Below are 13,656 nucleotides of genomic sequence, written 5' to 3'. Positions count from 1 at the left end.
TTATGAAAGTAACAGAACATATAAACCGGGCAAAAGGAGAAACATTGTTTTCTTTTGAAATTGTTCCGCCGCAAAAAGGAAGAAGTATACAGGATCTTTATAATAATATAGATCCACTAATGGAATTTAATCCGCCGTTTATAGATGTAACTACCTCGCGGGAAGAACACGTTTACATTAAAAAAGATGATGGTTTACTGGAAAGAAAGATTACCCGTATGCGCCCGGGTACGGTTGGTATTTGTGCTGCAATAAAGCAAAAATATAATGTAGACACCATTCCGCATGTGCTCTGTGGAGGGTTTACCCGTGAAGAAACCGAGTATTTACTGGTAGACTGTCACTATTTGGGGATTGAAAATGTAATGGCACTTCGCGGGGATGCTATGAAACACCAACGCTATTTTGAACCAACCCACGGGGGGAATTGTTTTGCCAGTGAATTGGTAACCCAAATTAAAGATTTGGGAGAAGGAAAATATTTAAACGAAGTTATTGAATCTAATAACAATGCCGATTTTTGTATTGGCGTGGCCGGTTATCCTGAGAAGCACCTGGAAGCTCCTTCTTTACAAACAGATCTAAAACGCCTTAAGGAGAAAATTAATGCAGGCGCAGATTATGTGGTTACACAAATGTTTTTTAATAATAAAGCTTACTTTGATTTTGTAGAACAGGCAAGGGAAGCAGGAATTACTGTTCCCATTATTCCCGGTATTAAACCCATAGCCGTTAAGAGGCATTTGCAATTATTACCACAGGTTTTCAGCATAGATATACCCGAGGATTTAATTAAAAATGTAGAAGCCTGTAAAGATAATAAAGAGGTAAGAGAAGTGGGTATTGAATGGGCTATAGCACAATCTAAGGAGCTTAAAGCTTCCGGTGTTCCGGTTTTACATTATTATTCAATGGGAAAAAGCACCAATATTCAAAAAATTGCGAAAGCGGTTTTTTAAAATATTAGGCTACATTTGCGGGTAATGAAGAAAATTACCGCCCTTATTTTTCTTTTCAGCATTTTTAATAGTTCTGCCCAGGAGTTCGGGAAGAACTATTATTCTTTTGATGCCAGTTATTTCTACGGAACCATTGCCGAACATAATCCTGATATTGCCCATTTAATTACCGGGCATCCAACAGGTTTAATTCTTGGTTTTAATAAAAAAAGTTTCGGATTTGAAGATTGGGAAAAGCGCTATAATTATCCCGATGTTGGCGCTTCTTTTACCTATCAGGATATGAAAAATCCCAGTTTAGGTGAAAATTACGGACTCTATGCGCATATGAATTTCTACCTTTTTAAAAGAAATTTAATGTTTAGAATAGGGCAGGGCCTGGCGTATGCTTCCAATCCATATCATCCAGATGATAATTATAAGAATAATGCCTACGGTTCGCGCTTGCTAAGTTCTACTTACTTAATGGCGAATTACAAAAAAGAAAACATTTTTGAAGGTTTGGGACTACAGGCCGGGCTTTCCCTGATTCATTATTCCAACGCCGATTTTAAATCGCCGAATGCCAGTACAAATACCATCACTTTTAACCTGGGAGTGAATTATGCTTTAGATCATCAAAATCTGCCCAATTATATTCCAAAAGGGCCAAGAGAAAAATATACAGAACCCATTCATTTTAATTTTGTGTTGCGAAGTGGCGTAAATACTATGGGGATTATTGGTTCTAAACAATATCCATTCTTAACCTTTTCAGCTTATGCCGATAAGGTGCTTAATCATAAAAGTACTCTGCAGGCAGGAACTGAAGTTTTCTTTTCCAAAGCTATGGAAGAACGAATTTATTATCAATCGGTAGCTTTTCCTTCCGGAAATACCACTGGGGAAGAAGATTCCAAACGAGTAGGCGTTTTCGTTGGCCATCAGCTAAACTTCGATAAATTATCGGTAATTACGCATTTAGGTTATTATGCGTATTTTCCCTACGAGCATTTTGTAGATCAGTTATATAACAGGGTTGGTCTGCAAAGAAAAATCACCGAAGATCTTTGGGCATCGCTTACCGTTCGCTCTCATTATGCGAATGCCGAAGCCGTAGAATTTTCAATTGGCTATCGTTTATGAGTAAACAAGCTTGAGCGGAAGTTTGTAGTTTGGGGCAAGCGGAATTGTATCCTTAGAAGCTTGTGGAATAATAATTTCTTTTAAATATTTTTTGAGGGTAATTACCCTTTTTTATCTATTATATGAATTATATGACATATATTTACAGGGTAAATTCTATTTTTTATGAATGAGTCAAGTTTAGATAATCTATTGAAGTCAATTTTCTCTGACAGCGAAGACCTTGATGTCAGAGGGGAATTTGAGCAGAAATTAAATGAGTATAATATAAGTAAAACAAAAGCACTAAAACTGCTGAAAATTGATAAGGATGTTTTTGAACAGATTATCTCAGGTACTGCGAAACAACCTAATTTAATTCATGTTATTAAACTTGCTGAGTTTTTAGATATTGAAATTAATCGATTCGTTCAAGCGGTTTTAAAAAATCAAAATGAAGAGAATATAACCTCGATTGATAACGCCAGAAAGACCACTTTCTTGTTGAAGAATTTTGATGTTAAAATGTTAACGAAATTAGGCTTTTTTGAATCTGATTATGGAACGGATGAACTTATACGAAAAGTTTTAGAATTTTTCGGATACGAGTCTATTCAAGAATATGAGCAGCAGTTAGAAGAACCTCTATACAGCCAAACTAAAAGAAATTTTTCGGATAAAATGAAAGATTTCTGGGTAAAATCAGCTTATCAAACCTTTAAAATCATTGATAATCCTAATGAATATGACAGGGGGAAATTAAAAGATTTAATAATAAAATTAAAACCTTACTCACAAAATGTTCAGAATGGGTTATTTACTGTGTGTAAAGCTTTATATAACATTGGAATTACGGTAATCTTTCAAGATTACTTATCTACCACACAAGTTAGAGGTGGGACATTTATAATAAACGGTAAACCTTGCGTAGTAATTACAGATTTTAATAAAAAATATTCAACAATCTGGTTTACACTTATGCATGAACTGCATCACGTTTTATTTGATTTTGATCTGATTGAGAAGAATAGTTTTCATCTAACAGGAGACGATGATTTATTTCTTATAGAGGAAAAGGCAGACTCTTTTGCAAGAGATTACTTTTTATCTGTAGATAAATTCAAGTATATCAAAAAGTACATTAATAACCCTTTTTTAGTTTCAAAATTTGCAAATGAAAATGAAATTCATGAGTCATTAGTGTACACATTCTTTACTTGGTACATGAATAAGCTATACGGTAAAAGTTATCACGGAGCGTTTCGCGAGTTTTATCCAAATTATAAAAATGCAGTGGGTAAGTTAAATCCAATCGCTTGGAATGATGATAGTATAAAAGTAGCAAGCGAAAGAATTAAAAATATATTAGAAATTAAATAAAGGATAGCATGGCTAAAGAGAATAACAAAAAAAGGAAAAAAGATAAGTTATCCGAAGCGGATATTGAGCGAATGGAATTACTGCAAAGGGCGAACGAAAAAGTCGGTAAACAGTTATCTATAAATACTGAAAAAGGTAATCTTGAGGAAGTAGATGAATTGAGGGAACTTATTGGTAAAGAGTTTGAAGATCCTGAGGAAAAGTATAATATTTATTACAGAGGTATAAGAAGACTTTTGATGGACTTTTTGCCTAAGGGTCAAGAATTTAAAGAAGCAAGAGATATTATTTATGACGAAAAAAATATCTTTTTAAATCTGGGTAAAAAGAAATCAGATAATAATGGTATTAGAAAGTCAGATGGGCGTATGACATTTCAACCTGTTATGAATGAAATCCTGGATGTTATCGTTCAATGGGTCTCTGAATCTCAGAATCCATTTGATCTTTACAGAGAATTTTATGAACTAAACGAAAGACATGGTTATGGCCATGAAAAATACGATAAAACTTCTCTTAGTATAGCAAAATCCATGTATAACTTAAGTGAAAAGGATCAGGATCTTGATTAAAAATTGCATCAAGCAGGTTTTAGGAATAGCGATATTGATTTTTGTCTTTTTAGGATGTGATTCTGAAGAAGCGTCGACTTGTGTAAAGACTTCCGGAGAAATTATTTCTGAAGAATTTAGCGTTGATGCATTTGAAGAAATTATCGTTTATGAACGTGTAAAATTGTTTATTGAAAAGGGCGATGAATATAAAGTGGAGATCGTAACCGGGGAGAACCTTAAAGAAAATGTTTATGCTGAAGTTGTAGATAACCGACTTGAACTGAGAAATGAAAATTCCTGTAATCTTTTTCGTGATTACGAGATCACAAAAATCTATGTGACTACACCAACTTTAAACTGGTTACAGAATAGCAGTGGCAGCGCGATTGAAAGCTTAGGAACGCTTGACTTTCCTGAACTTTGGTTGCGGTCTTTTAACCAGGAACGAGATCCCGATATTCATACCAATGGAGATTTTATCCTTGATCTTGAAGTTGAAAACCTAAGAATTACCAACGACAATATTTCTAATTATTTCCTAACCGGAAACGCCGAAAATGTAAATCTGTTTTTTGCAAATGGTGACGGCAGGCTGGAAGCCGAAGAGCTGATCGTTCAGCATTACGATATTTTGCATCGAGGAACCAACAAATTAATTATCAATCCGCTGCAGTCTTTAAAAGGTGATATTTTTGGTTTTGGAGATATAATTTCAAAAAACCGGCCACCAGAGGTCGATATTGAAGAACACTACACCGGCCGACTAATATTTGAAGCCCCCTAACCCCCGAAGGGGGAACTCTCAGCGCTTCGGAAATGATTCCCTGAAAAATAAATACTTCAAACTTTAAAAGAAATCTTTGCAGGTAAGAACAAACTAAACTCCCCCTTTGGGGGCCTGGGGGGCTGTGAGTTCCGCGAACAGGCTTTCTAAATTCTTTGTTTTTTGATTTAGCTGTAAAGTTTTTAATCCATTATCGTGGGCGAAATCGAATACTGCGGGGCGCATATCTTTTTTGGTGTCGAACGTGAGTTCATAGGCAAATCCGCCTACATTTTTAGCTGAAATTAGGTTTGGAATTTTCTGAATGGCCACTTGCTCCACCCTGTAATCGAATTCCACTAAAATAACCTGTTCATTTTCTTCCCTTAAATCTTTTAAATTTTTATCGGCAACTACCTTTCCTTTATTAATAATAATCACACGGTCACAAACGGCTTCAACTTCCTGCATAATATGAGTAGAAAGAAATATGGTTTTTCCAGATTTTTCCTTTCCAATATTTTTAATAAGGTTCCTGATTTCCACCAATTGATTTGGGTCCAATCCAGTGGTAGGTTCGTCTAAAATCAAAACCTGGGGATCGTGCAGCAGGGCAGTGGCAAGGCCAACACGTTGGCGATAACCTTTAGAAAGCTGCTCTATTTTTTTATTGGCTTCGGGTTTTAGCCCTGTGAGTTCTATTACTTGCTCAATTCGGGATTTATCGGTTTTAAAGATCCTGGAATTAAATTCCAAATATTCCCGAACGTACATTTCAGTATATAATGGATTGTGTTCTGGCAAATACCCAATTTGCTGTTGAATTTTATGTAAATCGTCTTCAAGGGAAATTCCGTTTACTTCCGCTTTTCCTTCCGAAGCAGTTAAATAACCGGTAAGGATTTTCATTAAAGTGGATTTTCCGGCGCCGTTTGGCCCCAAAAAGCCAACAATCTCTCCTTTGTTCAGCTTAAAAGAAACGGAGTCCAGCGCTTTTTGTTCACCATAAAACTTTGAAATTCCTTCAACATAAATAGACATAGCAAGCATTTTTTCAAAAGTAAGGATTTTTAACGCGCCAATAATAGTTCAAATTTAGATATAAAGGGTTTCAGAAAAGTCATCTCGTTAGGAATTTCGGAATTACTAAGTGATTATTTTGAAAGCTATTATAAATCTTTCGATGAATCTTTATAAAAAAAATAAAGTCTGTAAAAAGCTTATGAAAGCTTAAAAAAATCTAAAAAATGGTTTTTGTTTAGGTAATAATATTCTAATTTAGCCCCATAACAACGAAACAATGAATCACTTAATTAGCTGGAACGCATTTTACTTTTTTTATTTCTATTTCAGAGATAGGAACGGGAATGCTATGTAATTAAGTAAGAAATTATATAAAAAAGTCCCGATAAACATCGGGACTTTTTTTTTACTCGATAATCGAGATTAATTAGAAATTAATGGATAAAATTATCGCAATTCAGGGAGTGCAAGGCTCATTTCACCATTTGGTGGCCCAGGAATATTACCACCAGGAGGTTGAGGTTTTAGAGTGCATGTCTTTTGCTGAACTTACTAAAAGCCTTTTAAACGGTGATGCTACCGAAGGGGTGATGGCTATAGAAAACTCTATCGCCGGATCAATTTTGCCGAATTATGCACTTATAGATGAGAATAATCTAAAAGTGGTTGGCGAGCATTATATCCCGATAGATATGAATTTTATGGCTATGCCGGGACAAAAAATAGAGAATATTAAAAAGGTCTATTCGCACCCTATGGCACTTTTGCAGTGCAAGGAATTCTTTAAAAAACACCCACATATTAAGTTAATTGAAGACAGTGATACGGCCGAAGTAGCGCGAAGAATTTCAGAAAAAGGAAGTACAAAAGTTGCGGCGGTAGCGAGTAAAGCAGCGGCACAACTATTCGGACTGGAAATTCTTGCAGAAAGTATTCATACCAAGAAAAGCAATGCGACTCGTTTTTTGATTATCAGTACTAAGAAAAAAGAGCCAAATGGCGATAAAATAGATAAAGCTTCTTTAAAATTTGAATTGGAAAGTAGGCGTGGTAGCCTGGTTTCAGTATTGAATATTTTACGGGATTTCAATCTGGATATGACCAAAATACAGAGTATGCCCATTATAGAATTTCCGTGGAAATATTCATTTTTTATCGATGTGACTTTTGAAGATTATTCCGAATTCCAGAAAGCGATGGATATTCTAGAAGTAATGACCGAGCGATTAACAATTTTAGGAACCTACAAAAACAGTTTGTAATGATAGAGCAGGCAAAAAGGTTGAGCAACGTAAAAGAGTACTATTTTTCTACAAAATTGAAGGAAGTGCGTGCAATGGCAGCTGCCGGAAAAGATATTATTAATCTTGGTATTGGTAGCCCAGATTTGGCGCCACCGCAACAGGTTATCTCAGCTTTAAACTCAGCTTTGGTAAATACCGGTGCTCACCAATATCAGCCGTATAAAGGCACGCCAGATTTTAGAAATGCCATTGCTGAATTTTACCAAAATCATTACCAGGTTTCCCTGGATGCTGAAACTGAGATCCTTCCGCTTATGGGAAGTAAAGAGGGAATCACCCATATTTCTATGGCTTTTTTAAATGAAGGCGATGAGGTATTAATTCCAAATCCCGGATATCCAACTTATTCTTCGGTTACTGAACTTGTAGGCGCCAAAGCAGTTTATTACGATCTAAATGCTGAAGGAAACTGGTTGCCGAATTTGGAAGAATTGATCCAAAAAGATTTGAGCAAAGTAAAACTTATGTGGGTTAATTATCCGCATATGCCAACCGGAGCTTCTGCGAATGAAAAGCTTTTTGCTGATTTGGTAAAGTTTGGAAAGGAAAACAACATCTTAATTGTCAATGATAATCCGTACAGTTTTATCCTGAACGATAACCCAAAAAGTATTTTAAAGGCTGAAGGAGCTAAAGACATAGTTTTAGAACTGAACTCTTTAAGCAAAAGCTTTAATATGGCCGGCTGGCGAATAGGAATGCTCTGCGGAAGCGAAAAAAACCTAAATACGGTTTTAAAAGTAAAAACCAATATGGATAGCGGAATGTTCTATCCGCTTCAGGCGGGTGCTGCAGCGGCATTGCGCTTAAACGGAGAATGGTTTTCTGCCCAAAATGAGGTTTATCAAAGCAGAAAAGAAAAAGTATTGAAATTAGCTGAAGCTTTGCAGTGTAAACCTGAAAAAGACCAAACCGGAATGTTCGTTTGGGCCAAGGTTCCGAAGGGAACAAACGCAGAAGCTTTTGTAGATTTTCTACTGAATAAATATCACATTTTTACCGCGCCGGGTTTTATTTTTGGAAGTAATGGCGAAGGTTATATAAGATTTTCACTTTGCGCTACGGAAGAGAATATTCAACGAGCTATAAAAAGAGTTACATCATGAAAGTTCAAATAATAGGAATAGGACTTATAGGCGGATCTTTTGCACTTGATATTAAATCGGCTTTTCCCGAAGCTGAAATCTACGGAAGCGATGCTGATGAAAAGCATTTAAAAAAAGCGAAGGAACTCGGTATTATAGATCACTTGGCTCATATTGAAGATGTTCAGCACGCTGATGTTGTTTTGGTGGCAGTTCCCGTAGATGTTGCAAATAAAGTGGTGACAGAAGTTTTAGACCTGGTGAATGAGAATACGCTGGTTTTTGATGCCGGGTCTACAAAATCGGGGCTTTGTAAAGAGATCGCTAATCATCAAAACCGTAGAAATTTTTTAGCGGCTCACCCTATTGCAGGAACCGAGTTTTCCGGGCCTGAAGCGGCAATTTCTAACCTGTATAGGAATAAAACAAATATAATTTGTGAAGTTGAAAAAACAGCTTTTAAACTTCAGGAAAGAGCGCTAAACATCTTTCAGAAACTGGGAATGCGAATTCGATATATGGATCCGGTTTCGCACGACAGGCATATTGCCTACGTCTCGCATCTATCACATATAAGTTCATTTATGCTTGGAAAAACGGTTTTGGAAAAAGAACGTAACGAGCGCGATATTTTTGATTTGGCGGGCAGTGGATTTGCTTCTACGGTAAGACTTGCCAAAAGTTCGCCGGCAATGTGGTCGCCAATATTCAGGGAAAATAAGGAGAATGTGCTGGAAACTTTAACTGAATATATTAATAACCTTACGCATTTTAAAGACTTGCTGGAAAATGATGATTTCCAGGAAGTTTATAATGAAATGCAACGCACCAATCATATTAAATCAATTTTAAACGGAATAAATTAAAAATCAGGATTAAATTTTAAATTATGGAAAACAACAAAGAACAAAGAAAGTGGCTTGACGATTTCGGATTAGATCATCCGTTAGTAATCGCAGGACCTTGCAGCGCTGAAACCGAAGAACAGGTTTTAAAGATCGCTCACCAGTTAAAAGATACCGATGCCACGGTTTTACGTGCCGGAATTTGGAAACCCAGAACCAGACCGGGAAATTTTGAAGGAGTTGGAGCGCTAGGTTTAAAATGGTTAAAAAAGGCCAAAGAAGAAACCGGAATGCTAACCACTACTGAAGTTGCGAATGCACACCACGTAGACCTTGCTTTAGAAAACGATGTGGATATTCTTTGGATTGGCGCCAGAACAACGGTTTCACCGTTTATTGTTCAGGATATCGCTGATGCTCTTAAGGGCACCGATAAAACTGTATTGGTGAAAAACCCGGTAAATCCAGATCTTTCACTTTGGTTGGGAGCTGTGGAAAGATTTCATACTGCCGATATCAAAAATTTAGGAGTAATTCACCGTGGATTTTCTGCTTACGAAAAAACCAAGTACAGAAATAATCCTGAATGGCAGATCGCTATTGAGCTTCAGAATAAATTTCCAGATCTTCCTTTAATTTTAGATCCGTCACATATTGCAGGACGTAGAGACATTATTTTTGATCTTTGCCAGACTGCTTTAGACCTGAATTACGACGGACTTATGGTTGAGACCCACCACACTCCCGATGATGCCTGGAGTGACGCTGCACAGCAAATCACCCCCGCAACACTTGTTCAGATTATGAAAGATTTGAAAATTAGAAAAGAGGTTTCAGAAAGTGAAGAATTTCAGAATAAATTAAGCACTTTAAGAGCTAAAATTGATGTAGCCGATAATCAATTGATCGAGCTGCTTTCAAAAAGGATGAAAATTTCTGATGAAATTGGCCAGGTGAAAAAAGCACAGAACGTTTCGGTTTTACAAACCAAAAGATGGAATGAAATTCTTGGGAATATGGTTTTGGAAGGAGAGCAACACGGATTAAGTGAAGAATTTATTCTGCGTTTATTTAAAGCGGTTCACCAGGAATCTATTAACCACCAGGAGAAAATTATGAAAGCTTAAGAATCTTGTTTTCCATGATTTTTGGTTTAAAGGCAAGTAGTGAATGTTGCATTTGCTATTTTAGCAAAGTGGTTGTTTGAAAAAATTAAAGGACGTCATCCTGTCCCGAGACTTCGGGATTGTTTCCGTCAAGCTGAACTTGTTTCAGCTTCTAATAGGTTAACAACTTAGATCCTGAAACGAGTTCAGGATGACGGTTTAAGAAAACTTTCAAACAGCCACTTAAAAATCATAATGTGAATGAAAGGAACCGTTTATAAATCTACCGGAAGCTGGTATCAGGTGAAAAGTGAAGCGGGAACGTTTTATGACTGCCGAATTAAAGGAAAATTCAGGATTAAAGGTATTAAAAGTACCAATCCTGTGGCCGTTGGCGATAAGGTAGAATTTGATATTGAAGATAAGGAAGGTGCAGAGCAAGGAGTGATCAAAAAGATTGAAAAGCGGGAGAATTATATTATTCGAAAATCGGTTAATCTTTCTAAGCAAACCCATATCATTGCCTCCAATATAGACCAGGTTTTTTTACTGGTTACGCTTAATAATCCTCCTACACTTACCACTTTTATAGATCGTTTTTTAGTTACTGCGGAAGCTTACCACGTAAAAGCGGTTTTGCTTTTCAATAAAGTTGATAGCTATAATGAAGATGAATTGGTAGAGGTGAAATACCTGGCGGCCATGTATAGAAATGCAGGTTACGATTGTATAGGAATTTCAGCCACTACCGGAAAAAATGTAGATAAAGTTAAGGAGATGATGCTGGGTAAAACCAGTATGTTTGCCGGCCATAGCGGTACTGGAAAATCAACTTTAATTAATGCCATAGAACCCGGTTTAAATTTAAAAACTTCCCGGATTTCTGAACAGCATAAACAGGGGCAGCATACTACTACTTTTGCTGAAATGTTTGACCTTTCTTTTGATGCAAGAATTATTGATACCCCGGGAATTAAAGGTTTTGGGGTGGTAGAAATTGAGCGTGAAGAATTGGGTGACTATTTTCCTGAATTTTTCAGAATAAAACAAGATTGTAAATTTCATAATTGTTTACACCTGGAGGAACCAAAATGCGCTGTAAAAGACGCCCTGGAAGAAGGTGAAATTGCCTGGAGCCGTTATAAAAGTTATTTACAGATTTTGGAAGGAGAAGAAGACAATTACAGAACAGATATTTATCCAAAGAAATGAGAGTAGTTTTACAGCGGGTTTCTAAAGCCTCCGTGCAAATAAACCACGAAATTAATGCGGTAATGCGCACCGGTTTATTGATTTTATTAGGAATAGAAAATGAAGACTCGCAGGAAGATATTGACTGGCTTTGCAATAAAATAGTGAAAATGCGCATTTTTAGCGATGATAATAACGCGATGAATCTGTCTTTGTTAGATGTTGACGGCGATGCCATTGTAGTAAGTCAGTTTACCTTACATGCTTCTACCAAAAAAGGGAACAGACCCAGTTTTATAAAAGCGGCCAAACCTGATGTTGCGGTTCCACTCTATGAAAAATTTATTGAAAAATTTGAAGAAACTTTAGGAAAACCAGTGGGAACCGGAGAATTTGGTGCAGATATGAAGGTGGAACTAATTAATGATGGGCCAGTGACAATAATTGTAGATTCTAAACAAAGGGAATAAAAATGAACATAGAAAACGCGCAAAAAGCGGTAGACGATTGGATAAATGAACACGGAGTTCGGTATTTTAACGAGCTTACCAATATGGCGCAACTTACCGAAGAAGTAGGTGAAGTTGCCCGAATTATTGCACGCCGTTATGGTGAGCAAAGTGAAAAAGAATCTGATAAAGATAAAGATTTAGGAGAAGAGCTGGCAGATGTAATTTTTGTAGTGCTTTGTCTTGCCAATCAAACCGGGGTTGATCTCCAGGAAGCTTTTGATAAAAAACTGGATTTAAAAACTAAAAGAGATCACGACAGGCATCATAACAACGAAAAGTTAAAATAATGAAATTCAAAGAGATGATTTCGCAAAAAGCCTTCTGGAAATCGGTTTTATTCCTCGGCCTGGGCTTTCTAATTGTGTATGATATTGTAAGTATGCTGTTTGAATACGGCGGATTTCATTTTGAAGCCTATTTCACTGAACGTACAGAAGATGGGAAGTTATTTCGCTTTATTGTGGGCCAATTTCTTGCAGCTTTTGTTTATGGATTCATCATTTCGTTTGGGCAATTCAGGGCAAAAAGAAAGAAGGATGCTGAAAATTAATATAAGCAATTAATGAACTTAGAAATTTCAAATACAAAGAAGCACCTTAGCGGCACTATAAAAGTTACCGGTTCTAAAAGTGAATCTAACCGTTTACTAATTTTACAGGCTTTATATCCAAACTTAAAGATTAGTAATCTTTCTAATAGTGACGATACCCATTATTTGCGAAAAGCTTTAAAATCTGAAGATGAATTAGTTGACATTCATCACGCGGGTACGGCAATGAGATTTCTAACCGCTTATTTTTCAAGTCTGGAAGGTAGGGAAGTAGTTTTAACCGGAAGTAAAAGAATGACCGAGCGCCCTGTTAAACTCCTCGTAGATGCACTAAAACAAATGGGAGCCGATATTTCTTATGAAAACAACGATGGCTACCCTCCAATTAGGATTAAAGGAAAAAAACTTACCGCAAATCGTGTTTCTTTACAGGCTAATATTAGTAGTCAGTATATTTCGGCCTTAATGCTTATTGCACCTTCACTTCCCAACGGTCTCGAAATAAATTTGGAAGGTGAAATTACTTCTAGCCCTTATATTAAAATGACATTAGAAATCTTGCAACGTGCAGGAATTAAAGGGGTTTTTCAAGGAAAAACGATTAAAATTGAACCTATTCAGGATGTAGAAAAGCAGACTCTGGCTGTTGAATCAGATTGGAGTTCAGCTTCATATTATTATAGTTTAGCTGCGATTAGCGATTCTGCCGATTTAAAATTAAGCACTTATAGAAAAACCAGTTTACAGGGAGATTCCTGCCTGGCTAAAATTTATAAGCAATTTGGTGTAACCACCAGGTTTGAAAATGATCATATTATTTTAGAAAAACGTCCTGGTACTAAACCAAAACATATTGAAGAAAACCTTCAAAATTCGCCAGATATCGCCCAAACAATTGCAGTAACCTGTTTGGCCTTAAATGTACCCTGCCACCTTACCGGTTTACATACACTAAAAATTAAAGAAACCGATAGGCTGGTAGCTCTAAAAACCGAAATTGAAAAATTTGGCAGTCAGGTAAAAGTGACCAACAACAGTTTAGAACTTCTTCCGAAGCAAAATTTCTCTCAAAATGTTTCAGTAGGTACCTATAACGATCATCGTATGGCAATGGCTTTTGCGCCTTTAGGGCTTAAAATTCCTTTTGAAATTGAAGATGCTGAAGTGGTTTCAAAATCCTATCCCGGGTTTTGGGAAGATTTTGAAAAACTCGGTTTTAAGATTGAAAAAACTTCAATTTAAAAGCTTTTTTTAAATAAACCGTTAATTACTTGACAACC

General features: G+C 36.4%; 15 protein-coding genes. 14 read left to right on the top strand and 1 reads right to left on the bottom strand.

The window, feature by feature from the left end:
• The first annotated feature begins 2 nt into the window (after window positions 1-2).
• From metF to AO058_RS00845, 5 genes are all read left to right on the top strand, one after another.
• On the top strand, window positions 3-959 hold the full coding sequence (gene metF, locus AO058_RS00865) for a methylenetetrahydrofolate reductase [NAD(P)H] (protein ID WP_075324795.1): 957 nt from the start codon (window positions 3-5) through the stop codon (window positions 957-959).
• A gap of 24 nt (window positions 960-983) precedes the next feature.
• Entirely contained in the window at window positions 984-2,084 is a 1,101-nt protein-coding gene (locus AO058_RS00860; protein ID WP_075324794.1) for an acyloxyacyl hydrolase, read from the top strand.
• 165 nt (window positions 2,085-2,249) lie between these two features.
• Entirely contained in the window at window positions 2,250-3,443 is a 1,194-nt protein-coding gene (locus AO058_RS00855) for an ImmA/IrrE family metallo-endopeptidase (protein ID WP_075324793.1), read from the top strand.
• A gap of 8 nt (window positions 3,444-3,451) precedes the next feature.
• Window positions 3,452-4,015, top strand: coding sequence for a hypothetical protein (locus AO058_RS00850; RefSeq protein WP_075324792.1), 564 nt, complete (start codon window positions 3,452-3,454; stop codon window positions 4,013-4,015).
• Window positions 3,990-4,781 carry a head GIN domain-containing protein gene (locus AO058_RS00845; RefSeq protein WP_232228876.1) on the top strand — a complete coding sequence of 264 codons (792 nt, stop codon included), beginning with the start codon at window positions 3,990-3,992 and terminating at the stop codon, window positions 4,779-4,781. The genes AO058_RS00850 and AO058_RS00845 overlap by 26 nt, the downstream gene beginning before the upstream one ends.
• A gap of 93 nt (window positions 4,782-4,874) precedes the next feature.
• Here AO058_RS00845 and gldA read toward each other — a convergent pair whose 3' ends face one another.
• The gene (gene gldA, locus AO058_RS00840) at window positions 4,875-5,801 is read right to left on the bottom strand and encodes a gliding motility-associated ABC transporter ATP-binding subunit GldA (RefSeq protein WP_075327839.1); all 927 of its coding nucleotides are present in this window, start codon (window positions 5,799-5,801) and stop codon (window positions 4,875-4,877) included.
• 419 nt (window positions 5,802-6,220) lie between these two features.
• Between gldA and AO058_RS00835 the strand changes: the two genes are divergently transcribed.
• The 9 genes from AO058_RS00835 (at window position 6,221) to aroA (ending at window position 13,618) form a co-directional block, all read left to right on the top strand.
• Window positions 6,221-7,045: a prephenate dehydratase gene (locus tag AO058_RS00835; protein WP_075324791.1), complete on the top strand. Its 825-nt coding sequence runs from the start codon at window positions 6,221-6,223 to the stop codon at window positions 7,043-7,045.
• Window positions 7,045-8,193: a pyridoxal phosphate-dependent aminotransferase gene (locus AO058_RS00830; RefSeq protein WP_075324790.1), complete on the top strand. Its 1,149-nt coding sequence runs from the start codon at window positions 7,045-7,047 to the stop codon at window positions 8,191-8,193. Before AO058_RS00835 ends, AO058_RS00830 begins: the two co-directional genes overlap by 1 nt.
• The gene (locus AO058_RS00825) at window positions 8,190-9,038 is read left to right on the top strand and encodes a prephenate dehydrogenase (protein WP_198036128.1); all 849 of its coding nucleotides are present in this window, start codon (window positions 8,190-8,192) and stop codon (window positions 9,036-9,038) included. The genes AO058_RS00830 and AO058_RS00825 overlap by 4 nt, the downstream gene beginning before the upstream one ends.
• Before the next feature lie 23 nt (window positions 9,039-9,061).
• A complete protein-coding gene (locus AO058_RS00820; protein WP_057480513.1) occupies window positions 9,062-10,144 on the top strand; it encodes a bifunctional 3-deoxy-7-phosphoheptulonate synthase/chorismate mutase type II in 1,083 nt (360 codons plus the stop codon).
• Window positions 10,145-10,384: 240 nt separating this feature from the next.
• Window positions 10,385-11,335, top strand: coding sequence for a ribosome small subunit-dependent GTPase A (rsgA, locus tag AO058_RS00815; RefSeq protein WP_075324789.1), 951 nt, complete (start codon window positions 10,385-10,387; stop codon window positions 11,333-11,335).
• Window positions 11,332-11,784 (top strand): D-aminoacyl-tRNA deacylase, encoded by a 453-nt coding sequence (gene dtd, locus AO058_RS00810; RefSeq protein ID WP_075324788.1) that lies wholly within the window; start codon window positions 11,332-11,334, stop codon window positions 11,782-11,784. Before rsgA ends, dtd begins: the two co-directional genes overlap by 4 nt.
• A gap of 2 nt (window positions 11,785-11,786) precedes the next feature.
• A complete protein-coding gene (locus AO058_RS00805) occupies window positions 11,787-12,113 on the top strand; it encodes a nucleotide pyrophosphohydrolase (RefSeq protein WP_075324787.1) in 327 nt (108 codons plus the stop codon).
• Window positions 12,113-12,376 (top strand): hypothetical protein, encoded by a 264-nt coding sequence (locus tag AO058_RS00800; RefSeq protein ID WP_075324786.1) that lies wholly within the window; start codon window positions 12,113-12,115, stop codon window positions 12,374-12,376. The genes AO058_RS00805 and AO058_RS00800 overlap by 1 nt, the downstream gene beginning before the upstream one ends.
• A 12-nt stretch (window positions 12,377-12,388) precedes the next feature.
• Entirely contained in the window at window positions 12,389-13,618 is a 1,230-nt protein-coding gene (aroA, locus tag AO058_RS00795) for a 3-phosphoshikimate 1-carboxyvinyltransferase (protein WP_075324785.1), read from the top strand.
• The last annotated feature ends 38 nt before the right edge of the window (window positions 13,619-13,656 follow it).

The organism is Salegentibacter sp. T436, from assembly GCF_001932675.1.
Classification (GTDB): domain Bacteria; phylum Bacteroidota; class Bacteroidia; order Flavobacteriales; family Flavobacteriaceae; genus Salegentibacter; species Salegentibacter agarivorans.
The sequence above is the reverse complement of the archived record's forward strand: the minus strand, read 5'-3'. Positions and strand labels throughout refer to the sequence as shown.